This is a genomic window from Deinococcus phoenicis (assembly GCF_000599865.1).
Taxonomy (GTDB): Bacteria; Deinococcota; Deinococci; order Deinococcales; family Deinococcaceae; genus Deinococcus; species Deinococcus phoenicis.
In genome coordinates this window covers 152,889-174,132 of sequence record NZ_JHAC01000017.1, presented here as the reverse complement: position 1 = coordinate 174,132, position 21,244 = coordinate 152,889, and the positions used below count along the sequence as shown (strand labels likewise).

The 21,244-nt window shown below is 69.2% G+C and carries 21 protein-coding genes; 8 read left to right on the top strand and 13 right to left on the bottom strand.

The genetic code is table 11. The features are described 5' to 3' along the window. Nucleotides 1-39 precede the first annotated feature (39 nt). The 7 genes from thrS to DEIPH_RS05890 all read right to left on the bottom strand — a co-directional run bounded on the left by thrS (nucleotide 40) and on the right by DEIPH_RS05890 (nucleotide 6,221). Nucleotides 40-1,989, bottom strand: a complete 1,950-nt coding sequence (thrS, locus tag DEIPH_RS05920) for a threonine--tRNA ligase (RefSeq protein ID WP_034355320.1) — start codon at nucleotides 1,987-1,989, stop codon at nucleotides 40-42. Between the two features lie 237 nt (nucleotides 1,990-2,226). Beyond that, a complete protein-coding gene (locus DEIPH_RS05915; RefSeq protein ID WP_034355317.1) occupies nucleotides 2,227-3,105 on the bottom strand; it encodes a class I SAM-dependent methyltransferase family protein in 879 nt (292 codons plus the stop codon). 61 nt (nucleotides 3,106-3,166) lie between these two features. Further along, a complete protein-coding gene (locus DEIPH_RS05910; protein ID WP_200868159.1) occupies nucleotides 3,167-3,832 on the bottom strand; it encodes a lysophospholipid acyltransferase family protein in 666 nt (221 codons plus the stop codon). Continuing rightward, nucleotides 3,829-4,761: a phosphatidate cytidylyltransferase gene (locus tag DEIPH_RS05905; RefSeq protein WP_034355314.1), complete on the bottom strand. Its 933-nt coding sequence runs from the start codon at nucleotides 4,759-4,761 to the stop codon at nucleotides 3,829-3,831. Before DEIPH_RS05905 ends, DEIPH_RS05910 begins: the two co-directional genes overlap by 4 nt. Next, nucleotides 4,758-5,363: a CDP-alcohol phosphatidyltransferase family protein gene (locus DEIPH_RS05900; protein WP_034355311.1), complete on the bottom strand. Its 606-nt coding sequence runs from the start codon at nucleotides 5,361-5,363 to the stop codon at nucleotides 4,758-4,760. The genes DEIPH_RS05905 and DEIPH_RS05900 overlap by 4 nt, the downstream gene beginning before the upstream one ends. A gap of 4 nt (nucleotides 5,364-5,367) precedes the next feature. Beyond that, on the bottom strand, nucleotides 5,368-5,697 hold the full coding sequence (locus DEIPH_RS20440; RefSeq protein ID WP_051517182.1) for a GNAT family N-acetyltransferase: 330 nt from the start codon (nucleotides 5,695-5,697) through the stop codon (nucleotides 5,368-5,370). A gap of 98 nt (nucleotides 5,698-5,795) precedes the next feature. After that, nucleotides 5,796-6,221, bottom strand: a complete 426-nt coding sequence (locus DEIPH_RS05890; RefSeq protein WP_034355308.1) for a DUF805 domain-containing protein — start codon at nucleotides 6,219-6,221, stop codon at nucleotides 5,796-5,798. Nucleotides 6,222-6,334: 113 nt separating this feature from the next. Between DEIPH_RS05890 and DEIPH_RS05885 the strand changes: the two genes are divergently transcribed. After that, nucleotides 6,335-7,363, top strand: coding sequence for a metallophosphoesterase (locus tag DEIPH_RS05885; protein ID WP_034355305.1), 1,029 nt, complete (start codon nucleotides 6,335-6,337; stop codon nucleotides 7,361-7,363). A 54-nt stretch (nucleotides 7,364-7,417) separates the two neighbouring features. Here the strand turns inward: DEIPH_RS05885 and DEIPH_RS05880 are convergent, their stop codons facing one another. Both DEIPH_RS05880 and infC read right to left on the bottom strand, forming a co-directional pair. Continuing rightward, nucleotides 7,418-7,663, bottom strand: a complete 246-nt coding sequence (locus tag DEIPH_RS05880) for a glutaredoxin domain-containing protein (RefSeq protein ID WP_034355301.1) — start codon at nucleotides 7,661-7,663, stop codon at nucleotides 7,418-7,420. 115 nt (nucleotides 7,664-7,778) lie between these two features. Next, nucleotides 7,779-8,387: a translation initiation factor IF-3 gene (infC, locus tag DEIPH_RS05875; RefSeq protein ID WP_034355297.1), complete on the bottom strand. Its 609-nt coding sequence runs from the start codon at nucleotides 8,385-8,387 to the stop codon at nucleotides 7,779-7,781. Between the two features lie 213 nt (nucleotides 8,388-8,600). Here infC and DEIPH_RS05870 point away from each other — a divergent pair, with 213 nt between their 5' ends. The 6 genes from DEIPH_RS05870 (at nucleotide 8,601) to DEIPH_RS05845 (ending at nucleotide 12,240) form a co-directional block, all read left to right on the top strand. Then, entirely contained in the window at nucleotides 8,601-9,278 is a 678-nt protein-coding gene (locus DEIPH_RS05870; protein WP_034355295.1) for an NUDIX hydrolase, read from the top strand. Nucleotides 9,279-9,349: 71 nt separating this feature from the next. Then, a complete protein-coding gene (locus DEIPH_RS05865; RefSeq protein WP_034355293.1) occupies nucleotides 9,350-9,640 on the top strand; it encodes a YbaB/EbfC family nucleoid-associated protein in 291 nt (96 codons plus the stop codon). 28 nt (nucleotides 9,641-9,668) lie between these two features. After that, nucleotides 9,669-10,340, top strand: a complete 672-nt coding sequence (recR, locus tag DEIPH_RS05860; RefSeq protein WP_034355290.1) for a recombination mediator RecR — start codon at nucleotides 9,669-9,671, stop codon at nucleotides 10,338-10,340. A gap of 91 nt (nucleotides 10,341-10,431) precedes the next feature. Continuing rightward, nucleotides 10,432-11,055, top strand: coding sequence for a GNAT family N-acetyltransferase (locus tag DEIPH_RS05855; protein ID WP_034355442.1), 624 nt, complete (start codon nucleotides 10,432-10,434; stop codon nucleotides 11,053-11,055). 57 nt (nucleotides 11,056-11,112) lie between these two features. Then, nucleotides 11,113-11,589, top strand: coding sequence for a hypothetical protein (locus tag DEIPH_RS05850; protein WP_034355287.1), 477 nt, complete (start codon nucleotides 11,113-11,115; stop codon nucleotides 11,587-11,589). Between the two features lie 63 nt (nucleotides 11,590-11,652). Continuing rightward, nucleotides 11,653-12,240, top strand: coding sequence for a TetR family transcriptional regulator C-terminal domain-containing protein (locus tag DEIPH_RS05845; protein WP_034355284.1), 588 nt, complete (start codon nucleotides 11,653-11,655; stop codon nucleotides 12,238-12,240). A gap of 13 nt (nucleotides 12,241-12,253) precedes the next feature. Here DEIPH_RS05845 and DEIPH_RS05840 read toward each other — a convergent pair whose 3' ends face one another. Both DEIPH_RS05840 and DEIPH_RS05835 read right to left on the bottom strand, forming a co-directional pair. Continuing rightward, entirely contained in the window at nucleotides 12,254-12,991 is a 738-nt protein-coding gene (locus DEIPH_RS05840) for a helical backbone metal receptor (RefSeq protein WP_034355282.1), read from the bottom strand. A gap of 180 nt (nucleotides 12,992-13,171) precedes the next feature. Then, nucleotides 13,172-15,232 (bottom strand): vWA domain-containing protein, encoded by a 2,061-nt coding sequence (locus tag DEIPH_RS05835; RefSeq protein ID WP_034355279.1) that lies wholly within the window; start codon nucleotides 15,230-15,232, stop codon nucleotides 13,172-13,174. Between the two features lie 317 nt (nucleotides 15,233-15,549). On the opposite strand from DEIPH_RS05835, the gene DEIPH_RS05830 reads away from it, so the two are divergent. Next, the gene (locus DEIPH_RS05830; RefSeq protein ID WP_034355276.1) at nucleotides 15,550-17,514 is read left to right on the top strand and encodes a DNA topoisomerase subunit B; all 1,965 of its coding nucleotides are present in this window, start codon (nucleotides 15,550-15,552) and stop codon (nucleotides 17,512-17,514) included. A 51-nt stretch (nucleotides 17,515-17,565) separates the two neighbouring features. On the opposite strand, the gene DEIPH_RS05825 is transcribed toward DEIPH_RS05830, so the two are convergent. Both DEIPH_RS05825 and DEIPH_RS05820 read right to left on the bottom strand, forming a co-directional pair. Beyond that, nucleotides 17,566-17,928 carry an endonuclease domain-containing protein gene (locus DEIPH_RS05825; protein WP_034355273.1) on the bottom strand — a complete coding sequence of 121 codons (363 nt, stop codon included), beginning with the start codon at nucleotides 17,926-17,928 and terminating at the stop codon, nucleotides 17,566-17,568. 138 nt (nucleotides 17,929-18,066) lie between these two features. Next, complete coding sequence (locus DEIPH_RS05820; protein ID WP_034355270.1) at nucleotides 18,067-21,207, bottom strand: DEAD/DEAH box helicase; 3,141 nt, start codon at nucleotides 21,205-21,207, stop codon at nucleotides 18,067-18,069. Nucleotides 21,208-21,244 lie beyond the last annotated feature (37 nt).

Below are 21,244 nucleotides of genomic sequence, written 5' to 3'. Positions count from 1 at the left end.
GGCCAGCGATGTCGGCTGCCCCCCTCTTCCCTCCTCCGCTTATGCCCGCGTGCGGTAGCGCTCCTGCAACTCGGCCAGCAGGTCGGTGAAGGCCACGCCCTTGCGTTCCTTGTGCCCCTCGGGGGTGCGTTCGCGCACGCTGACCTCGCGCCGGGCCTCTTCCTGGTCACCCACGATCAGCATCACGGGAATCTTGTTCAGTTCGGCGCTGCGAACCTTGGCATTCATGCGATTGGTCGAGTCGTCCACCTCCACGCGCATCCCCACCGCCTTGAACTCGCTGGCCAGCGTCTCGGCGTAGGCGTTGTGGCGGTCGGCAATCGGGATGATCATGATCTGCCGGGGCGCGAGCCACAGCGGGAAGTCGCCGCCGTAATGCTCGATCAGGATGCCCACGAAGCGTTCCAGGCTGCCGAAGGGCGCGCGGTGGATCATCACCGGGCGGTGGTCCTGGCCGTCCTCGCCGGTGTAGGTGATGTCGAAGCGCTCGGGCAGGTTGTAATCCACCTGGATGGTCCCGAGCTGCCACTCGCGGCCCAGCACGTCCTTCACCACGAAGTCGAGCTTGGGGCCGTAAAAGGCCGCGTCGCCGGGTTCGACCGTGTAGGGCAGGCCGACTTCCTCGACCGCCTCGATAATCTGGCGCTCGGCACGCGCCCACTGGGCGGGGTCGCCCACATACTTGTCGGACTCGGGGTCGCGGGTGCCCACGCGGAAGCGCACGTCGTTCAGGCCGAAGGTCTTCAGGACCAGCACCGTGAGGTCGAGCACGCTCAGAAACTCGGTCTTGAGCTGGTCGGGGCGCGCGAAGATGTGGGCGTCGTCCTGCGTGAAGCCGCGCACGCGCGTCAGGCCGTTCAGTTCGCCGGACTGCTCGTAGCGGTACACCGTGCCGAACTCGGCCAACCTGACCGGCAGGTCGCGGTAGCTGCGGGGCTTGCTGGCGTAGATCCGCACGTGGAAGGGGCAGTTCATCGGCTTGAGCATGTACTGCTCGTCGTCCACCGTGATCGGGCTGAAGTTGCTGTCGCTGTAGTTCTGGTAGTGGCCGCTGGTGCGGAACAGGTCCAGGTTGCCGATGTTGGGCGTCACCACGCCCTGATAGTCGCGCTGGAACTGTTGCTCACGCAGGAAGCGGGTCAGTTCCTCGCGCAGAATGGTGCCGTTGGGCAGCCACAGCGGCAGGCCCTTGCCCACCAGCGGGTCAATCGTGAACAGTTCCAGCTCGCGGCCCAGCTTGCGGTGGTCGCGGCGTTTGGCTTCTTCGAGGTTGTGCAGGTACTCGTCGAGTTCTTTCTGGGTGGCGAAGGCCACGCCGTAGACGCGCTGAAGAATCGGGTTCTTCTCGTTGCCGCGCCAGTACGCGCCGCTGGTGGACATCAGCTTGAAGGCTCCCGGCAGCCGGCCCGTGTTCGGGAAGTGCGGCCCCCGGCAGAGGTCCACGTAGTCGCCCTGCGTGTAGAAGGTAATCGGCTCGTCGTCGGGCAGCTCAGAGATCAGCTCGACCTTGTAGGGGTCGTAGGCGAACTGCTCCAGCGCCGCCGCCTTGCCCACGTCCGCGCGCGTGATGTCGAGGTTGCGCCCGATGATCTCGCGCATGATCGCCTCGATCTCGGGCAGGTCCTCTTCCTTCAGCGGCTCGGGCAGGTCGAAATCCTGGTAGAAGCCGTTCTCGATGCTCGGCCCCACGCCGCGTTTGACGGCCTCGCGCGGGTAGCCCTTGCGCCCGTAGAACTCGCCCACGGCCTGACTGAGGGTGTGACCCAGCGAGTGCCGGAAGACCGGGGCGGCGTCCGCCGGGTTCTTTTTGGTGATCAGCGTGATGCTGGCCCCCTCGGGCAGCGGCGTCATCAGGTCCACCAGGTCGCCGTTGGCGGTGGCGGCCAGGGCGTCAGCTGCCAGGCGGGGGCCGATGGCCTTGGCGGCGTCGAGGGCCGTGGCCCCCTGGGGCAGGTCGAGTTGTTTTCCGTCGGGCAGGGTGACGTGCATGGAGGCTCCTTGGGGGGTGCAGGGTTGAAGGTGCAGAAAAAGGCCCGGTCTGGCCGCGAGATTCCAGCAAGACGCCTGAGAGCCGCGTGGGTTCTCAGGCGCTGGGAGTTCGCGTGACCGGGCCGGGTCGGAACAGCGGCATTCGGCACAGCCTGTCCCACATCACCAGACCGGAGTGATGGGGCAGGAGGCTCATGGAAGCAGGATAACGGGCGGGGGGACGTGGGGCAACCCGGTTCACACGCGCCGGGCCAGCACCACGCCGAAAATGCCCTGCGGCTCCATCCAGCGGGCAACTGTCTGAAAGCCGCCCGCCTGCGCCCAGCCCCCCACCAGCTCGCGGCTGCGCAGGCGCATGACCCACCGCTCACCCGTGTGCGACGGCAGCGCGCGGGCGATCAGTTCGACCTGCGGGTGGGTGGGTTGCAGGGTATAGATCAGCGTGCCGCCGGGACGCACCACGCGGCCCAGTTGCCGGTAATGCCGCTCGATCAGGGCGTCGTCGGAAAGGATCTCGTGCAGGCCGGACACCACCGCGATGTCCACCGGGCCGCCCTGCACGGCGCGGGCCAGGTCCTCGTCGCTGAAGGCGTCGGCCTGCTCGTAGGTCACGCCGCGCACGCCCAGTTCCTCCCCCAGCGCGCGGGCGCTCTCCACGTTCACGGGCGCGTAGTCGCGGAGGGTGGCCTGTACGGTCAGGTCGGGGGAGGAACGCTGAAGCTCGGCCAACACTTCCAGGTCGTAGCGCCCGCCGCCGCAGGCCACGTCCAGCAGGCGCACCGTCCCGCGTCCGGGCTGGGCCTGGGCCTGCTCGTGCAGGGCGGCCCGCAACGCATCCTTGACGAGTTCACCGCGCGCCCGGATGCCTTTCCAGCCGGGGGTGTTCAGGTACGTGCGGTCGATCAGCCGTCCGAGGGGGCCGCGTCCCGTGGGGCGGTTGCGGTACACATGTTCCAGCATCACCCCCGAATCGAAGCCGTGGCGGAACCCGATACTCAGGCCCTCGCTGAGCGGACTCGCCGCACGCAGCACGCGCCTGAGGCCGCCGTAATACCACCGCTTGGGGCTGGTGAGAGGCAGGGGGCGGGACAACTCCTCGTAGGTGGGGTCGGCCATGCTGCATGGTACGGGACGGAACCGGTCCGGCCGCTGGCACAACCTTCAACGTTGCCGCCCCTCAGTCCCAGCGGTAGGTGGGCAGCTCGGCTTCCAGACTGTCCAGCGCGGCCTCCACGGCGGCCAGAAAGGCGGCCTTGTCCGCCTGCCGGGGCACCGGCGTCCCCACCGCGACATACAGATTCAGCGGCACGGGCAGCCATTCCCCTTTGGGCAGCGCGTATCCCAGGCCGCGCAGGGCGACGGGAATCACCGGCACGTCCGGGTGACGGCGGGCCAGGTGCGCGAGGCCCGCTTTGAACGCCTCGCGGACCTCGGGCTGGCCGCGCGTGCCTTCGGGAAACAGCAGGATGATTTCCTGCCGCTCCAGGGAGGCGCTGAGGGGGGCCAGGGGGTCGCGGCGTCCGCCCGGCTGCCGGTCGATCAGCAGCGCCCCGATCAGTTCGCGGCTGACCCAGGCCAGCAGCGGCGTGCGGCTGAAGTAGTCGGCGGCGGCGGCGGGGCGCACCCAGGCCAGGGCGCGGGGCGCGAACAGCGAGAGCAGCAGCAGCGTATCCAGATGACTGTTGTGGTTGGCGACCACGATGGCTGGACCCCGCACGGGCAGCCGCTCGCGCCCGCGCACCCCCAGGCCGAAGCCCAGCAGCAGCGCGGGCCGCACCACGCCCAGAAAGAAGGCGGCGCGCAGGGCGGGCCAGCGCGGACGCACGTCGGCAGGGGCCGTCACCCGCGCACCGGGCCATACACGAAGTAGTAGATGAAGTGGAAGAACACCGGCGCCGTGAAGGTCAGGCTGTCCACCCGGTCCAGGATGCCGCCGTGACCGGGAATCAGGCTGGAGGCGTCCTTCACGCCCAGGTCGCGCTTCACGGCGCTGAGGGTCACGTCCCCGACAAAGCCCACGGCGGGCAGCAGCAGGCCCAGGGTGGCCGCCTCCCAGAGGTGCAGCGGGGTGAGCAGCGGCGCGATCAGGAGCGAGACGGCCAGCGTGACGCCCAGCCCCCCCAGGAAGCCTTCCCAGGTCTTGCCGGGGCTGACCTGCGGCACGATGCGGCGGCGGCCAAAGGCCTTGCCGGTCACGTACTGCGCCACGTCGTTGAGCTGGGTCACGATCACCACGTACAGCAGCAGGCCCACGCCACCCGCCGGATGCAGCGGCGGCAGCACCAGCAGATAGGCCAGGTGCCCCAGCGCGAACACCGTCAGCATCAGGCCCCAGTGCAGCGTGGCCGAGGCGCGCAGAAAGTGCGGGGTGACGCCCGTCAGCATCAGCCGGAAGGGCAGGAACAGGAACACGTACACCGGCACGAAGATGATGAACATGCCGTAGCGCCCGGTATAGACCCACAGGTACTGGAGCGGGATGGTGAGGTACACCCACAGCAGCACCCGCCGGTCCGCGCGGCGCTGCGGAATCAGGCTGAGGTACTCCTTGAGGGCCAGGTACGACAGCAGCATCACGAAGGCGATGCTGACCCGCCGGTCCAGCAGCAGCGCCAGCACGAAAAGGCCCGCCATCACCCACCACGCGCGCACCCGCTGGGCGAGTTCGGTCTTCGGCGCGGTCCCTTTCCAGCGCGGCAGCCCCTCCGAGATCAGGGTGGCGATCACCAGCAGCGTCAGGACGCCGCCCAGGACCAGGGGGACGCCGTTCACGCGCCTCCCCCGGCCAGACCGCGCCTTACCCGGTTGAGAATCGTCAGCACGCCCAGGACGCAGCCCAGCAGCAGCACTCCGGTCAGCCAGGAACCACCGGGCACGCCGAACGCCAGCGGCAGCGCCAGCAGCCCAAAGGCCAGCGCCCGGTCGCTCTTGCCCAGCGGGCCGTCGTAGCGCCGGTTTCCGCCCGCGACCTGCCCCAGCACGCCGGCCAGTTCCCCGGCTCCTGCCAGGGCCACCAGCACGGCGGCGGGCCAACCCCCCGGCAGCAGCGCGAACGGCAGATACAGCGCCGCGTCGGACACCACGTCGCCCAGTTCGTTCAGGTAGGCTCCCAGCGCACTCGTCTGGTGGCGCTCACGGGCGATCATGCCGTCAATGGCATTCAGGGCCATCCTCACCAGCAGAAAGGCGGGCAGCAGCGCAAAGACCCCGCGCCGTCCCCCGGACCCCGCCAGGGCCAGCCCCACGCCCAGCAGGACCGACAGCCCCATTGCCGCCAGCGTCACCGCGTTGGCCGTCACGCCCCGGTCGGCGAGGCGGTGGGCCAGCGGGCGCAGCAACCGTTGAAAGGCAGGCTTCACGGCGTAGAGGGTCACGGGATCAGCGTACCCATTTCAGGGAACTGGGGGACCGCCTCCTACGATCCGCGCAGGGGGTGAGGCGTGCACGCATCAGGGTGCGGGCCACGCCCTGCTTTCTGGCATCCGGGACGGTGTAGAGGTCGTCCAGTTTGGCCGTGCGGTGCGAATGGCCGGAGCGCAGATGGGGGCCGTGGTCGTGAACAGCGGCGTAGCCCAGCAGCCTCCGCCACCAGCAGGGAAAGCGGCCTGCCAGGGCGGCCTCGTCCTCCACGAAGCCCATGCCCCGCAGCATCGGGCGCAGGGCGAAGAAATCGGTGGGGACGGCGGGGCGGACGGTAGGCGGAAGCATGGGCACGTTCTTCTCGACTTCGGCGCGGGAGCGAATGCGTCACATGGCCCAGCACCAAAAAAAGCCCGGCCGCAGCCAGGCTCCGAAGTCGGCGCGGATTACCAGGCGGCCGGAGTCGTGCCCGCACTTCCCAGGCCCTTGGGATTCGGTCCCCACTTGTTGCTGCCAGGTTGGCTGTCCATGACGGTAAAGATCAGCAGGATGATCCCGCCCACGAAGGGAATCAGACCGATCAGCATCCACCAGCCGCTGCGGCCCGTGTCGTGCAGGCGGCGGACACCGACGGCCAGCGAGGGCACCAGGACGGCCAGCCCGTACAGGCTGGAAACGAGCAGGCTGAGCAGCGCCAGTCCAGAGAGTGACTCTCCAGCGGCCACCTGGGCGGCGCCCCCAAACAGATACGGCAGCTGGAGAATCAGGGTGATCACGCCGTTGATCAGCACGAACATCCAGTACTCGCGGCGGCGTGCCCGGCCCCGGAAGTCGGCGTAGTGGTTGCGGATCACGTTCAGATATTCATTCATACGGCCTCCCCGCCCAGTTCAGCCACACCCCAGGCGCGTGAGAACAGCGTAATGGAAACGTGAGGTGAATGTGACGCAAAGCCGTATTGGGCAGTGGGGGTAGCATTCCCCCCATGCGTTCCCTCCTGCCCCTCGGCCTGATGACCCTGCTGGCCGCCTGCGCGCCGGCCGTCACCGGGCCTGTCTCGCCGCTGCCGGATGTGGTGGCGGCGTTGCCCGCCCCCGCGAATCCAGGCCGCGTCCGCGTGATCGTGATGGGCGACCAGGGCACCGGGACTGACGTGCAGCGGCGCGTGGCGGCGGCCATGCGGACGGTGTGCCAGCGCGACGGCTGCGACCTGGGCGTGGGCCTGGGCGACAACTTCTATCCGGCGGGGCCGAAAGACGCCGCCTCGCCGCTGTTCCGGGAACGCTTCGCGGAGATGTACGGCGCGCTGGGCATCCCTTTCCTGATGGTCGCCGGGAACCACGACGAATCGTGGCTGCGGGGCGGCGACGGCGCAGATGCACGCGGCGCGGAGGCACAGGTGGCCTACGCCCGCACGAACCCGCAGTGGGTGATGCCCGCCCGCAGCTACCGCGCCCCGGTGGGTGACCTGCTGGAATTCTTCGCGGTGGACACCTCACCCCTGGCCGCCTACCTGCCGCCGCTGCGCCCGGACGAGCGGCCCGGCGGCCCCTGGGACGCGGCGCAGCGGGCCTGGCTGGCCGGGGCGCTCGCCAGCAGTCAGGCCCGCTGGCGGCTGGTGCTGGGGCATCATCCCCTCTTCAGCAACGGGAAACACGGGGACGCCGGGCACTACGACCGGCTGCCGCTGGCCTTTCAGCGGGGCGACGCGGTGCGGGCGCTGTACGGCGCGACCTGTGGCAAGGCCGACGGCCTGCTCAGTGGACACGACCACGCCCTGCAAGGCTTTGCGCCGCAGCCCGAATGCCCCGGCACCTGGCAGTGGGTCAGCGGCGCGGCGGGCAAGGTGGAGCCGGAGCGCAGCGGCGCGCGTCCGACCAGCTTCGAGGTGCTCGACCAGCCCGGCTTCCTGTGGCTGGAAGTGACGCGGGAGACATTGACCGCCCGCGCCTTCACAGTCGGGGAAGACGGAACCGTGCGTGCGATCCATACCGACACCCTGCACAAGCACTGAGCAACCATGCCAAAGGGCGGCCCCCTGGAGAAGCCGCCCCCGGGTGGGCCGCCTTTACAGCCCGGCTTCGGCCAGGAAGGCGTCGAGTTTCTGGGGACGGAATCCGCTGAGGCTGTGGGCCACGTCGCCGCTGACCAGGGTGGGCACGCTGCGCCGCCCGCCGTTGACGCTCATCACGTACTCGGCGGCCTGCGGGTCCTCCTCGATGTTGATTTCCTCGTAGGCCAGGCCCTTGGTGTTCAGGGCGCGCTTGGCGGCGTGGCAGTCGGGGCACCAGCTGGTCGTGTACATCTTGATCATGCCCCAACTTTACAAAACAAAGCATCGGACATGGTGAGGCGGCCCCACGCCCCCTTCACCGGGAACAGAAAAAGCGGCCTCCCGGAGGGGCAGGCCGCTGGGTTGGAGCCGGGGTTCAGGCGTTGGCGGCGGCTTCGGGCCGGGGGGCCTCGGCCTGGGGAGCAGCGGGAGCGTCGGCCTGCGGCGCTTCGCGCTTGGGAGCCGGGGCCGCCTTGGGGGCCATGATCATGTTCATGTCCATGCCCATCATGCTGGGCATGCCTTCGGGCGTGCCGATGTCGGCCAGCGTGTCTGCCACGCGGTGCAGGATGCGCTCACCCAGCTCGGGGTGGGTGCGTTCACGGCCACGGAACATGATCGTGACCTTGACCTTGTGGCCGTCTTCGAGGAAGCGGCGCACGTGCCCGGTCTTGGTGTTGAAGTCGTGGTCGTCGATCTTGACGCGGAACTTGATCGCCTTGACTTCCTGGGCGCGGGCACGCTTGCGGTTTTCCTTCTCGTTCTGCTGCTGCTCGTAGCGGAACCGGCCATAGTCGAGCAGGCGGCAGACGGGCGGAACGGCCTGGGGACTCACCATCACGAGATCCAGACTCTTTTCACGTGCCATCGCCATCGCGTCGCGCGTGTCGATGATTCCGATCTGCTCGCCCTCCGCACCGATCAGGCGAATCTGACGAACGCGAATCTGCTCGTTGACCTTATGTTCTTTCGCTATGTTTATCACCTCCGCGCGCCTCCCACACACTGGCGGGCAGGCGGCTTGTACGCCCTGTGGGGCATGACACGTCATTTTACCACGTGGGCCGCACCTGCCGCCGGAACCAGTCTCTCATGCGGCGTTGGGCACTTCTGTATCCGGCCTGGCCGCGCGCCGCAGGCCCCAGGCAAGGGCAACATCAGCTTGACCTTGTCCGGGACCCGGCCTAGAGTTTGTGTCATGGGGACACTCTCCCTGCCGCCACAAGCCACCCAGGTCGGTCTGGCCGTGGACGTGGCGGCCTTTGCCATGCACGCCGGGGAACTGCGCGTGCTGCTGGTGCAGCGCGGCGAACTGCCCCACGCGCGCGACTGGGCCTTGCCCGGCGGCTTCGTGCAGGTCGGTGAGGCGCTGCACGAGGCGGCGCTGCGCGAACTGCGCACCGAGACGACCGTGGAACTCGAACCCCGGCACCTGGAGCAGTTCTATACCTTCGGGGAACTGGGGCGCGATCCGCGTGGGCGCATCGTGTCGGTCGCGCACCTGGCGGTCCTGCCGCACGGCACCGTCCACGTGACGGGCGGCGGGCACACGCTCGGCGCGGCCTGGTTTCCGGCGCACCGTCCGCCCGCGCTGGCTTTCGACCATGCCCAGATTCTCGACCGGGCCATCAAGCGGCTCCAGGTGCGGCTGGAATACGCGAACCTGGCGCTGGAGTTCCTGCCCGACACCTTCACGCTGCCCGAACTCCAGGGCGTTCACGAGGCGATCCTGGACCGGCCGCTGGATAAGCGCAACTTTCGCAAACGGCTGCTGGCGCAGGGCGTGCTGGTGCCCAGCGGCGAGCGGCGCAGCGGCGTCGGCAGGCCCGCGCAACTGTACCGGCGCACCAAGGGCACGCGGACGGCGGCGCTGTAGCCCCGGCCCCGGCCGCGTCCCCGTTCTGCCCCCCACGTTCTGCCGCCCCGGCCCCCGCTAGAATCGCGCTCATGGACATGAAGAAGCTCATGAAGCAGATGCAGCAGGCGCAGGTGGCTGCCGCCAAGATTCAGGAGAACCTGGCCGCGCAGACGGTGGAGGGAACGGCCAGCGGCCTGGTGACGGTCAGCATGAACGGGCACGGCAAGGTCCTGGGCCTGAAGATCAAGCCCGAAGCGGTGGACCCAGGCGACGTGGAAGCTCTCGAAGACCTGCTGCTGGTGGCCTTGCAGGACGCGAACGCGAAGGCCGAGGCGCTTCAGCAGGACGCCACGCGCGGGCTGGGACTGCCCGGGTTCTGATGGGGCGCGGGCAAGCTGAGGTGAAGGCATGAAATACCCGCCCAGTCTGGTGGGGCTGATCCGGGAGCTGTCGCGGCTGCCGGGCATCGGGCCGAAAAGCGCGCAGCGGCTGGCCTTCCACCTGTTCGATCAACCGCGTGAGGACATCGAGCGGCTGGCTGGGGCGCTCCTCTCGGCCAAACGCGACCTCCACACCTGCCCGGTCTGCTTCAACATCACCGACGCCGAGCGCTGCGACGTGTGCAGCGACCCGGCGCGCGACCAGAACGTGATCTGCGTGGTGGAGGAACCGGGCGACGTGATCGCCATCGAGCGCAGCGGCGAATACCGGGGCCTGTATCACGTGCTGCACGGAGTCCTGAGTCCGATGAACGGCGTCGGCCCGGAGCGGCTGCATATCCGGCCACTGCTGCCGCGCGTGCAGGAAGGCCAGGAAGTGATCCTGGCCACCGGCACCACGGTGGAGGGGGACGCCACCGCGCTGTACCTCCAGCGCCTGCTGGAGCCGCTGGGCGCGGTCGTGAGCCGGATTGCCTACGGCTTGCCGGTGGGCGGCGCCCTGGAATACGCCGACGAGGTGACGCTGGGCCGCGCCCTGACCGGGCGGCAACGGGTGAGCCAACCCCCGGCGTCTCCCCTACCCCGCCGGGACGATGAGGATGGGCAGGGCGGGTCGGTCCCGGTGCCCACGCCCCGGTAGATCACCCCCTGAGCAAGAGGTTCTCGCCCTGCCCGGCCCCGTCCGGCGGGGCGTTTGCTTTTGCGGACCCCCGAGGTACGGTAGGCGCGTGATACCCCCCTCCGTTCTTCCCGCCCCCGCCCCACTGTCCGAATGGCTGACGCCCGTCACGCTGACCGGACGGCACGTGACGCTGGTGCCGCTCACGGAGGCCCACGCGGCGGACCTGCACGCCGGAGCCGACGAGGACACCTATGCGCTGCTCGCGCGGGGCGGCCCGGAGGAGCGCACGGCAGAAGGCTGGGCCGCCTATATCAAGCAGCTCAATGCCCTGCCCCTGCGGGTGAACTGGGCGGTGCTGCTGCGGGGCCGGGCGGCAGGCCGCATCAGCTACAGCGAGGTGAGGGCGAGCGACCGCTGGGCCGAGATCGGCACGATGCTGGTGCCCACCGCCCAGGGCACCGCCGCGAACCCCGAGGCCAAACTGCTGCTGATGGCCCGCGCCTTCGAGGGGCTGGGCGCGAACCGTGTCCATTTCAAGGTGGACGCCCGCAATGCCCGCAGCCTGCGCGCGATGCAGAAGCTCGGCGCGGTGCAGGAAGGCACGTTGCGGCAGTACCAGGTGCGGCCCGACGGCTTTGCCCGTGACAGCGTGATGTTCAGCGTGCTGTGCGGCGAGTGGCCCGCCGTGAAGGCCGGGCTTCAGGCCAGACTGGACGCCTTTCCCAGGAGCTGACCGGGGCATGAGAAGGGGACACGCGCTTGTCACGGGCGGCTGGGTACACTGACCGGTATGCGCGCCGCCTCCTGCCTGCCCCGCCCGCCGCTGGTGGCCCTCGCCCTGGCGGTGACGCTCGCCGCGCCCGCCCAGGCGCTGGTCGTGCCCCTGAGCGGCTGGACTCCGGTGAACGGCAACGCCAACGTGTGGACCGACGCGGCGGGCGCGTGCCTGCTGCGTGAGGAACGGCACGGGCAGGCGTTTCCCAGTTTCAGGACGCGGGACGAGGCCCACACGTTTGCCCTGCGCCTCCAGAAGACCCTGGGCAGAAGCCGGGTCAGCGAGATCGTCACGCAGCCGGTGGAGCGGGCGGGGGCCTGGACCGTCCTGGCCGCCTATACCCACGAGGCCGGTGGGGTCGCGTACCGGATCAGCCAGCTTTATATCAGTGACGCGGGCCTTCTGCGGACCGTGACCGGCAGCAGCGCCCAGCACGAGGCGAGCGCCTGCGTGAACGAGATGCGGGACTTCATCCGGTACCTGGCGAACTGAGGAGCGAGGGGCGGGCGGCCTTCCCGAACCCGGACGGCCCTCCCGCCTGTTAGCCTGCGCCTCATGGCGCGGCGTGTGAATCCCATTCAGGACCGGGTGCGGCGGGCGGCGCTGGAGAAGGCGGCTTACCTGGCGATCTATGAGCGGGGCTATGCGGGCGTGACGCTCTCGGACATCGCGGGGTATGCGGGCGTCAGCAAGGGGACGTTGGCGTACCACTTCGGGAGCCGCGCCGGGCTGCTCGCGGCGGTGATGCGGCGCTTCACCCGGGCCATCACGGTCGCCACCCGCCGGGCGCTGCGGCAGGCGGGCACCCCGGCGGCCAAGCTCGCCGCCTACGTCGAAAACCAGTTCTACGGCGTGGAGAACACCCGGCGTTTTTACACCGTCTCGCTGGACTTCCTGGCCGCCGCGACCCGCGACCCGGACCTGATGGCCGTGCAGCGCGACTTTCAGCAGGAAACGCTGGCGCTCGACCTCGAACTCGCGCGGCTGGCGGGAGAGGCCGGGGCAGAGGAACGCGCGCGGCTGCTGCGGGCGCTGGTCGAGGGCCTGAGTGTGCGCTTTCTGGCGGACCCGGCCCCGGACCTGGCCGCCTACCGCGCGGAATGCCTGCGGGGCCTGCGGGCGATTCTGGACTGGGAAGCCTGAACCGGGCCGGCCTCTACGCCAGCCGCAGCCCCGCCAGGGCCGCCGCGATCTGGCGCGCGCCCTCGATCAACCGGGGACCGGGGCGACCCAGACCGCTCTCGGGGACGCACACGACGGGAACGCCCAGACCCCGGGCCTCGATCACCTCCGGGCGCAGCTTGCGTGCGCCGCACCACGAACACACGATCAGGTCGGGGGCGGCCTCCCGGACCTCATCCAGCGTGAGGGGCGTGCTGCGGCCCGGGCGCTCGCCCAGCGCATTGACCGCGCCCAGCGTTTCCAGCAGGTCCGTGACCCAAGAGTCGCGCGTGGCCGCGATGATCGGGCGGGGCCACCACTCGGCCAGCACGCGCGGGGGGCGGGGGTAAACGCGGCCCAGAGCACGCAGGTCCGCGTCCAGCCCCGCCGCCAGAGCCTCCGCCCGCCCCGGGAGGCCCAGGACCGCGCCGATCGCCCGGATGTCGCGCAGGGTGTCCGGCACGCTGACCGGGTCCAGGATCAGGGTCTTCAGCCCCGCCCGGCGCAGGCCCTCCACCACCTGCTCCATGCCGGGCACGCTCAGACTCGCCAGCACCAGGTCCGGTCGGGCGGCCTGCACCGCCGCCACGTCGATGTTCAGGTCCGGCCCCACGCGCACCGCCCGGTCCAGCCCCGGCGCGTCGCTGTGGCTGTCGGCGGCCACCACCCAGTCCGCCACCCCCAGCGCCGCGAGAATGTCCGAGTTGCTGGAGGTCAGGGAGGCGAGGTGCATGGGGCAGAGGATAGCGTCGGGGGCTGGCCGGGCCTGCGCCGGGCCGCCCGGAAGTCATACGGGATTGCTCCGATTCCCGAACATCCGGGAGAGCGCCGGATGTTCGTCCACCTCCGCGACCCCGTCCTTTTTGCTTCTCGCTTCGCCCGGATGATTCAAAGGAATCATCGCCATCTGGTCTCAGTCCACCGCCGGCAGTTCGAGCTGGACCTGGGTCGGCAGATAGGTGCCGGGGCGCAGCTCGGCCCCGTCCTCGGCGCGGCGCAGGGTGACGCCGGCGGGCAGGGCGGCCAGCAGGATGCGCGGACCGCTGAGCGTGAGCTTCAGGCCCTGCAAGGCGGCGGCCCCGAACGCTGTGCCCAGGTCCGTGATGCCGGGCCGGAGGGTGAGCGCATGGTCCCCGTAGGGACCGGTGACATGGAGGGTGACGCCGTCGGTCCGCAGGCGCAGCGGCAGGCCCAGCCCGACCAGCGTGCCCAGTGGCGGGTACGGCGAGCGGGCGGGCCGGGCGACCGCCACCCCCAGCAGCGTGCCGGGCCGGATCACGTCGTCTCCCCGCAGCAGGCGGGCACCCTGGCTGACCTCCAGATCGGCGGGCACACGGAGCACGCGCAGGCCGACGCGGTCCTGCTCGAAACGCAGGCCGCTGAGGTGCGGCACGCGGGCCATCTGCCCCAGGTCGAAGGGGCCGCCCAGGGGCGTGGGCACCGCCGTCACCAGACCGGCCGCGCCGACCAGTGCCAGCGTCCGGTCCTCGCTGTACTGGATGCCCTCGACCCCGGGAGGCGCGGAGGACGGCGCGGCCGGAGGGGACGGGCGCACCCGGCGGCGCCGCCAGGCCAACAGCCCCCCACCCAGCAGCGCCAGCAGCAGCAGCGCGCCGAGCAGCAGGCCCGGCAGGCGGGGCGACTTCCCGGACGGCGGCCCCGCGCCAGGGGAGGCGGCGGGCGGCGACCCCGGCGACACGTTCAGGATAATCACCGGCACGGTACGGCTCCCCTCCGTGCCCGTGATGGCGGGAAGGGGGAAGGTGCGGCCCCCGGCGGAAGTCAATCCGGGGGTGACGGCCCTGCCGCCCGCCAGACCCGCGTTCTTGAGGCGCACCGCCAGCTCGCGCCCCCCGGGCAACCGCAGCAGCTCCCCGGCCAAGCCCGGCGGGAGGGTCAGGCGGCCGGGGTCGGTCCCCGCGTCCAGACGGTAGCGCAGCGTGACCGTCTCGCCCGGACGCAGGGTGCGGTCGGCCCCGGGGTTCAGCCAGGTCAGGCCGGGTTCGGGGCCGACATTCAGCCGCAACAGGACGCGGCGCACTCCCTCCCCCGGCGCGGAGGGCGGGGCACACAGCAGCGCGGGGGTGCCGGAGGGCAGCCGTCCGGACACGCTCAGCCGCGCCCATCCACCGCGCGCCTCGCCTTCTGCCAGCCGCACCTGCCCCCCCGCCTCCCCGGCGGCGAGCGTCAGCGGCGTGCCGTCGGGAAAGGGGGCCGGTACGCGGGCCGGGTCGGTCACGGTGACGACCGTGCTGCCCAGCCCCGTCAGCGTCGGCGCCTGCCCCACGGGCAGGGTGAGGCCCTGCGCGTAGCGGCTCTCTTGCAGGGCCGCGCGGGCGTCGGCGGGAATCTCGGTGCCCAGCGCCACGTAGTGCAGCGTGTCGAGCGGGCCACGGGCGTGGAAGGCGGCCAGGGCGCGGGCGGCCGTCTGGGCGGGATCGGGATCGTTGTCGATGCCGTCGGTCAGGACAAACACGCTGGTCGCGTACCGTCCGGCGGCGTCCAGCGGGGCGAGCGCCTCCGCCACGCTGCGGTAGAGGTACGTGTTGCGCCCGTCGGCCTGCACCGCTCCCAGTTCGGCATTCCAGCGCGCCTCGTCGCCCGGAAACGCATAGCCTCGCCGGCTGCGCGGGCCGCTGTCGAACGTCACCAGGTCCACCCGGTCCGGCTTCCGCGTCCGCACGTAGGCATTCACCGCCGCCTTGACCGGCCCGAAAATGTCCGCCTTGCCGTCCCCGATGCCGCGCATGCTGCCGCTGGTGTCCAGAATGAACACCGCCCGCGTCTGCGTGGGCAGCGGCCCCGTGGGAAGCGTGCAGACCGCGCCGGGAACCTGCGGGGCACGCCGGAGCGTGACGCTGGGCGCCGCGCTGCCGGACTGGGCCTGCGCGGCCTGGGCCGGTGCGACCTGGGCATGAGGAAGCGGGCCGCTGGCAAGCAGGGCAGTGAGCATGAGGACGGCGGCAGGACGCATGCGGCCCCCATTGTGCCTGTCGCGCGGGGTGCCGTGAAGGGTATCCACTTTTCCGCGCCCGCGTTGCTCTGCCCGGCCCCTGAAGGCCTCTGCCGTTCCAGGAGAAGCCGAGCGCGTGTCAGACGGAATTTTGCGGGCCAGCCAGCGGAGACAAGTCGCCAGCCCTGATTACGCCCTTTACGTAATCCATTTGACCCGTTTCAACTCAGGTTGTATACTGGAAAGACCTTCGGAGGCGCGCGCAGCGCCATTTTTCAGCACCACAGCTTCCGAATTCGAACATCATCGCTGCCCCACCGGGGCCACGCAGGAGGACCATGACGCAGACCCACGAGTACAACGCCAGCTCCATCTCCATTCTCAAGGGGCTGGAAGCGGTTCGCAAACGCCCCGGCATGTACGTGCAGGGAGGCACCGGCGTGGACGGTTACCACCAGCTGCTGACCGAGATCATTGACAACGCCATCGACGAGGGCCTGGGCGGCTTTGCCGACGAGGTTCACGTGATCATGCACGCCGACGGCAGCGCCACCGTCACCGACAACGGGCGCGGCATTCCCGTGGACATCATGAAGTCCGAGGGCCGCAGCGCCATCGAGGTCATCTTTACCGAGCTGCACGCGGGCGGCAAGTTCGGCGGCGGCGCGTACAAGGTGTCGGGCGGCCTGCACGGCGTCGGCAGCAGCGTGGTGAACGCCCTCTCCACCTATTTCGACGCGACGGTCAACAAGGACGGCAAGCTGCACCACATCCGCTTCAAGAAGGGGGCCGTGTCCACGCCGCTCGAAGTGCTGGGCAAGACGCCCGCCGACGTGAAGTGGTCCACCAAGATTACCTTCCACCCCGACCCGGAAGTCTTTTCCGAGTTCGAGAACCTCTTCAACTACGACCGCATCCGGGGCCGGCTGCGCGAGCTGGCCTACCTGACCGGCCTGAAGATCGTGATCCGCGACGAACGCACCGAACTGCACGGCGGCGAGGTCCGCGAGGAAACCTTCTTCGAGCAGGGCGGCATCGCCAACTTCGCACGCGCCCTGGTCACCGACGATTCCAAGCTGCTGTACGACCAGCCTATTGTGATGCGCGGGAGCCACAGCGAGGTGGAGGTCGAGGTCGCGTTCATCCACGCGAACACCTACTCGTCGGACAACATCCTGACCTACGCGAACATGATTCGCACGCGCGACGGCGGCACGCCGCTGACCGGCTTCAAGACCGCCTACACACGCATTCTGAACAAGTACGCCAAGGACAAGAACCTGATCAAGTCCGGCAACCCGGTGCCCAGTGGCGACGACTTGCTGGAAGGCATCTACTGCGTGGTGTCGGTCAAGCTGGGCGAGCCGCAGTTCGAGTCGCAGGCGAAAGTCAAGCTGCTGAACAGCGAGGCGCAGACGGCCGTCAACGCCATCGTGGGCGAGAAGTTCGCGGAGTTCCTGGAGGAAAACCCCAAGGTCGGCAAGACCATCGTGGAAAAGGCCGCCGAGGCCGCCCGCGCCCGCGAGGCCGCCCGCAAGGCCCGCGACATCGTGCGCCGCTCCAACCCGCTGGAAAACGACGACCTGCCCGGCAAGCTGGCCGACTGCTCTTCCCAGGACCCCTCCGAGTCCGAGCTGTTCATCGTGGAAGGCATCTCGGCAGGCGGCAGCGCCAAGGGGGGCCGTGAACGGCGCTTCCAGGCGATTTTGCCCCTGCGCGGCAAGATCCTGAACGTCGAGAAGTCCGAGCTGAACAAGATCCTCAAGAACGCCGAGATTCGCGCCCTGATCGGGGCCATCGGCGCGGGCGTGGAGGGCACCGGCGACCGGATGCACTTCGACCTGAGTAACCTGCGCTACCACAAGATCATCATCATGACCGACGCGGACATGGACGGCGGGCACATCGCCACGCTGCTGCTGACGTTCTTCTACCGCTACATGCGTCCAGTCGTCGAGCAGGGCTACCTCTATATCGCGCAGCCGCCCCTCTACCGCATCATGGTGGGCCGCGAGAAGAAGGGAACCTACCTCTACACCGAGGAAGAACTCAAGACGCACGTCGCCCGCGCCAACAGGGAAAGCAAGAAGTACGAGATTCAGCGCTTCAAGGGGCTGGGCGAGATGAATGCCGACCAGCTGTGGGACACCACCATGAACCCCGAAACGCGCGCGCTGAAGCAGGTGAAGGTCGAGGACCTGATCGTCACCAACGAGATCTTCGAGGACCTGATGGGCAACGAAGTCGCGCCCCGCAAGAAGTTCATTCAGGACAACGCGCGGTTTGCCGAGATCAGCGTGTAAGGAAAAAAGTCTGGAGCCGCCTGCCCGTGGGGTGGGCGGTTTTTCTTGCACTCAGAATGGAGCATCACCCCGGCAAACCCCGTCAATTGCCGCGCCCACCTCGACGAACTGGCCCAGCACCTCCGCATTGCTGAAGCGCACGACCCGAATCCCGCTCGCCGTGAGCTGCCGCGTGCGCTCGGCGTCGTATTGCTGCGCGGCCTGCCCATCGTGGCTGCGACCATCCAGTTCGATACACAGCTTCAGCGAGGGCGAGTAGAAGTCGAGGATGTAGCCGTGCAGCGGCACCTGACGGCGGAACTTGACGGGGTGGGTGCGGAGGAACTCGAACCACAATTTCCGTTCAGCGGGCGTCTGGTGGTTACGGAGTTCGCTGGCGCGGGACGCCAAGCTGCGGGTGTAGGCGTCGCGCATAGGGAAAGATAACCCCTCAGTCAGCTTCGCTGACAGCTCCCCTCAAGGGGAGCCTTGAAGCGCACGAAACTGGAAAAGCGTTGCCCACGACGGCCTCCCTTTAAGGGGAGGTGCCCCCAAAGGGGGCAGATGGGTTCCTCACCCGAAATACCCCAAAAGATCAATCAACGTCCGCGCGTAGTCGTCCGGCTTCAGCCCGCGCTTTTCCAGCTTCACGGCGGGTGGGAAGGTCGTGACCTCGGTCTTGTGGGGGTAGCGTTTCAGGCCGGCCGCGTCGTAGTCCAACCCCTTGTAGGCGAAGGTCACCTGAAGGTCCGTCATCGTCTCCCCGATGCTCAGGGCGCGCTTGGCGACGGCGGTCAGGCGCAGCTTGGCGAGGTCAATGAAGTTCTGGACCTCGGGCGTGGGCGGGCCGTACTTCTTGCGCAGGTCACGTTCGACACGGCTGATGGCCTGGAGGGTCCGCGCCTCGGACAGGCGGCCATACGTGGCGATGCGCGCTTCCTCGTCGCCGTCGAAATATTCGGGTGTGAGGCGCGAGTTGATGGGGAGGTCGATGCTGAAGCTGGCGGGCGTCTCGATTGTCTCCCCTTTCAGCCGGGCGACGGCCTGCGCGAGCATCTCGGTGTACACGTCGATACTGACGGCCTGGACGTGCCCGTGCTGCTCCTCGCCCAGAATGTTGCCCACGCCGCGAATCTCCATGTCTTTCTCCGCCAGCAGGTGCCCGGAGCCGAGGTCTTGCAGGTCGGCAATCGCCCACAGGCGGCGCTGCGCGTTCTCGGTCATGCGCGGCGGGTAGAAGAGGTAGGCGTAGGCGGTCTGCTGCCGCCGCCCCACCCGCCCGCGAAGCTGGTAGAGCTGCGCCAGCCCCAGCCGGTCGGCCCGCTCGATCAGGATGGTGTTCGCCTCGGGAATATCCAGCCCCGTCTCGACGATGGTGGTGGAGAGCAGCACGTCGAAGGCCCCCTGCTCGAAGCCCAGCATGATCTCCTCCAGCTCCTCCTCGTTCATGCGCCCGTGCGCCACGCCGATGCGCGCTTCCGGCACGAGGTTGCGGAGGTAGAGGCTGCGCGCGCCGATGGAGGCGATGCGGTCGTGGATATAGAAGACCTTGCCGCCGCGCTCGATCTCGGAGAGGATCGCGTCACGCACTGTCACGGGGTCGAAGGGGGCCAGGATGGTCTGGATGGGCTTGCGACCCTTGGGCGGCGTCTGGATGCTGCTCATGTCGCGCAGGCCCACCATGCTCATGTAGAGGGTGCGCGGAATCGGCGTGGCCGACAGCGCCAGCGTGTCCACCGCCTTCACGCCCTCGGGTATGTCCAGCTTGCCGTCCTTGGGCACGTCGGGGAGGCCGCGCAGGGCACGCAGCTTTTCCTTCTGCCCCACGCCGAAGCGGTGTTCCTCGTCCACGATGATGAGGCCCAGGTCCCCAAACTGCACGTCGCTGGAAAGGAGGCGGTGCGTGCCGATGATGATGTCCACCTTGCCCTGCGCGAGGTCCGCCAGAATCTGCCGCCCCTGCTTGTCCCCCGTGAAGCGGGAGAGGCCCTCCACCCGCACGGGCAGGTCCTTGAAGCGCTCAACGAAGGTGGAGGTGTGCTGCTCGGCCAGCAGGGTCGTGGGCACCAGCATCGCCACCTGCTTGCCCTGCCCGATGACGCGGTGGGCGGCACGCAGGGCCACCTCGGTCTTGCCGAAGCCCACGTCACCGGAAATCAGGCGGTCGGCGGGGTGGGGGGCTTCCAGGTCCCTCAGCGTTTCCTTCAGCGCCGTCTTCTGGTCGGCCGTCAGGTCGAACTTGAAGTTCTTCTCCACCTGCGCGTCCCACTCGGGCTGCGGGGGGAAAGCGTTGCCGGGCGTGACCTGCCGCGCCGCGTACTGCACCAGCAGCTTGGCGGCCACCTCTTCCGCGTTCTTGCGGGCCTTTTCCTTGGCCCTGGCCCAGTCCTTCTTGTCGAAGGAGGACAGCACGGGCGGGTCGTCGGTGGTGCCGGGGTGACGGCGCAGCACCGGCAGTTGCTCGATGGGCACCGCGAGCCGCGCGCCGTTCCGGTATTCCAGGTTCAGATAATCGCGGGTCACGCCCAGCACCGTGCGCGTTTCCAGGCCCTGAAACTGGCCGATGCCATGTTCGGGGTGAATCAGGTAGTCACCCACGTGCAGGCCCAGCGCGTCGGTGACGGGCTTGCCGGCCAGCTTCCTGCCGCGTAGGGCCGAGCCGCCCTGGAAGCCGTAGATCAGGTCCTCGGTAAGGACGACCGTGCGGTGTTCGGGAATGGCGAAACCGCCCTCGCCGTTCGCGCGCAGGAAGCCCAGGCCGCCTTCCTCCACACGGGGCACGCTCAGCCAGGGAATCTCGTGGGTGTTCAGCAATTTATCCGCGAGGTAGGCCGCAGTGCGGTCGTGGCGGACCAGAATCATTACGCGGTAGCCCGCCCCGCGCCACTCGTCCACATCGCGCTCCAGGTCGGAGAGGCGGGCGCGGTAGAAGGGCAGAACCTTCAGGCCCAGGTCAAAGTCGGTGAGGTCCAGCGGTGCGCGGCCAAACGAGGTCACGTCCCGCTCGCGCAGCCGGGGCCAGAGGGTGTCCGTCAGCGGCCCCAGCGCGGAAGCGTAGAACTCCGGCGCGTCCAGAAAGACCCGGCCCGGCAGCAGATCGAGGCGGGCCGCGTCCCACTTCGTGGCCGTGAGGTAGTCGGCGGTGGGTTCCAGCGTGAACGTGCCGATCTTCTCACCCGTCAGCTCCCCCGGCGCGAGCTGGCGCAGGGTGTCCAGTTCGTCCCCGAAGAACTCCGCGCGGATCCACACCGGGTCTTCTCCATCGGGTACGCCCGCACCCGGCTCCAGCCGCAGTTCCAGCATGTCGCCGCGCAGCAGGTAGCCCGCCTCGCCGTCGTCCGGGTCTTGCAGGCGTTCGTAGCCGAGGCGTTCCAGGCGGTTCAGCAGGTCCTCGCGCGCATAGCTCGCGCCGACGCGCAGGGTCAGGGCGTGGTCTTCGGGGTGGGCGGGAAAGAGGTCCAGGGCCGTCTGCACGTCCAGCACGACATGTTCGTGGCGTGCCTCCCAGTCGCGCAGGCCGGGATTCACGGTGATCGGCGCACCCAGCGCCCCCGCCGAGGCGTAGGTCGCCACACGGTCTGGCGTGGTGAGCAGCACGGCGGGGCCGGGGTGGGCGGCGAACAGGGCGGCACGGGCCACCTGCGGCAACAACAGCACATTCCCGACCGGCACGGTCGGCAGGAGTCTGGAGAGGTTGGGGGCGGCGACCGTCACTCAGGGATTGTACGCGGACCGGGGAAACGGGAGGGCG

What these genes read in the sequence shown, in the direction of transcription:
- DEIPH_RS05915 (WP_034355317.1), bottom strand. Translation starts at nt 3,105, where the DNA reads ATGGCCGACCCCACCTACGAGGAGTTGTCCCGCCCCCTGCCTCTCACC.
- DEIPH_RS05825 (WP_034355273.1), bottom strand. Translation starts at nt 17,928, where the DNA reads ATGCGCGACGCCTACACCCGCAGCTTGGCGTCCCGCGCCAGCGAACTC.
- DEIPH_RS05865 (WP_034355293.1), top strand. Translation starts at nt 9,350, where the DNA reads ATGGACATGAAGAAGCTCATGAAGCAGATGCAGCAGGCGCAGGTGGCT.
- DEIPH_RS05885 (WP_034355305.1), top strand. Translation starts at nt 6,335, where the DNA reads ATGCGTTCCCTCCTGCCCCTCGGCCTGATGACCCTGCTGGCCGCCTGC.
- DEIPH_RS05840 (WP_034355282.1), bottom strand. Translation starts at nt 12,991, where the DNA reads ATGCACCTCGCCTCCCTGACCTCCAGCAACTCGGACATTCTCGCGGCG.
- DEIPH_RS05845 (WP_034355284.1), top strand. Translation starts at nt 11,653, where the DNA reads ATGGCGCGGCGTGTGAATCCCATTCAGGACCGGGTGCGGCGGGCGGCG.
- DEIPH_RS05835 (WP_034355279.1), bottom strand. Translation starts at nt 15,232, where the DNA reads ATGCGTCCTGCCGCCGTCCTCATGCTCACTGCCCTGCTTGCCAGCGGC.
- DEIPH_RS05850 (WP_034355287.1), top strand. Translation starts at nt 11,113, where the DNA reads ATGCGCGCCGCCTCCTGCCTGCCCCGCCCGCCGCTGGTGGCCCTCGCC.
- DEIPH_RS20440 (WP_051517182.1), bottom strand. Translation starts at nt 5,697, where the DNA reads ATGCTTCCGCCTACCGTCCGCCCCGCCGTCCCCACCGATTTCTTCGCC.
- recR (WP_034355290.1), top strand. Translation starts at nt 9,669, where the DNA reads ATGAAATACCCGCCCAGTCTGGTGGGGCTGATCCGGGAGCTGTCGCGG.
- DEIPH_RS05890 (WP_034355308.1), bottom strand. Translation starts at nt 6,221, where the DNA reads ATGAATGAATATCTGAACGTGATCCGCAACCACTACGCCGACTTCCGG.
- thrS (WP_034355320.1), bottom strand. Translation starts at nt 1,989, where the DNA reads ATGCACGTCACCCTGCCCGACGGAAAACAACTCGACCTGCCCCAGGGG.
- DEIPH_RS05870 (WP_034355295.1), top strand. Translation starts at nt 8,601, where the DNA reads ATGGGGACACTCTCCCTGCCGCCACAAGCCACCCAGGTCGGTCTGGCC.
- DEIPH_RS05880 (WP_034355301.1), bottom strand. Translation starts at nt 7,663, where the DNA reads ATGATCAAGATGTACACGACCAGCTGGTGCCCCGACTGCCACGCCGCC.
- DEIPH_RS05830 (WP_034355276.1), top strand. Translation starts at nt 15,550, where the DNA reads ATGACGCAGACCCACGAGTACAACGCCAGCTCCATCTCCATTCTCAAG.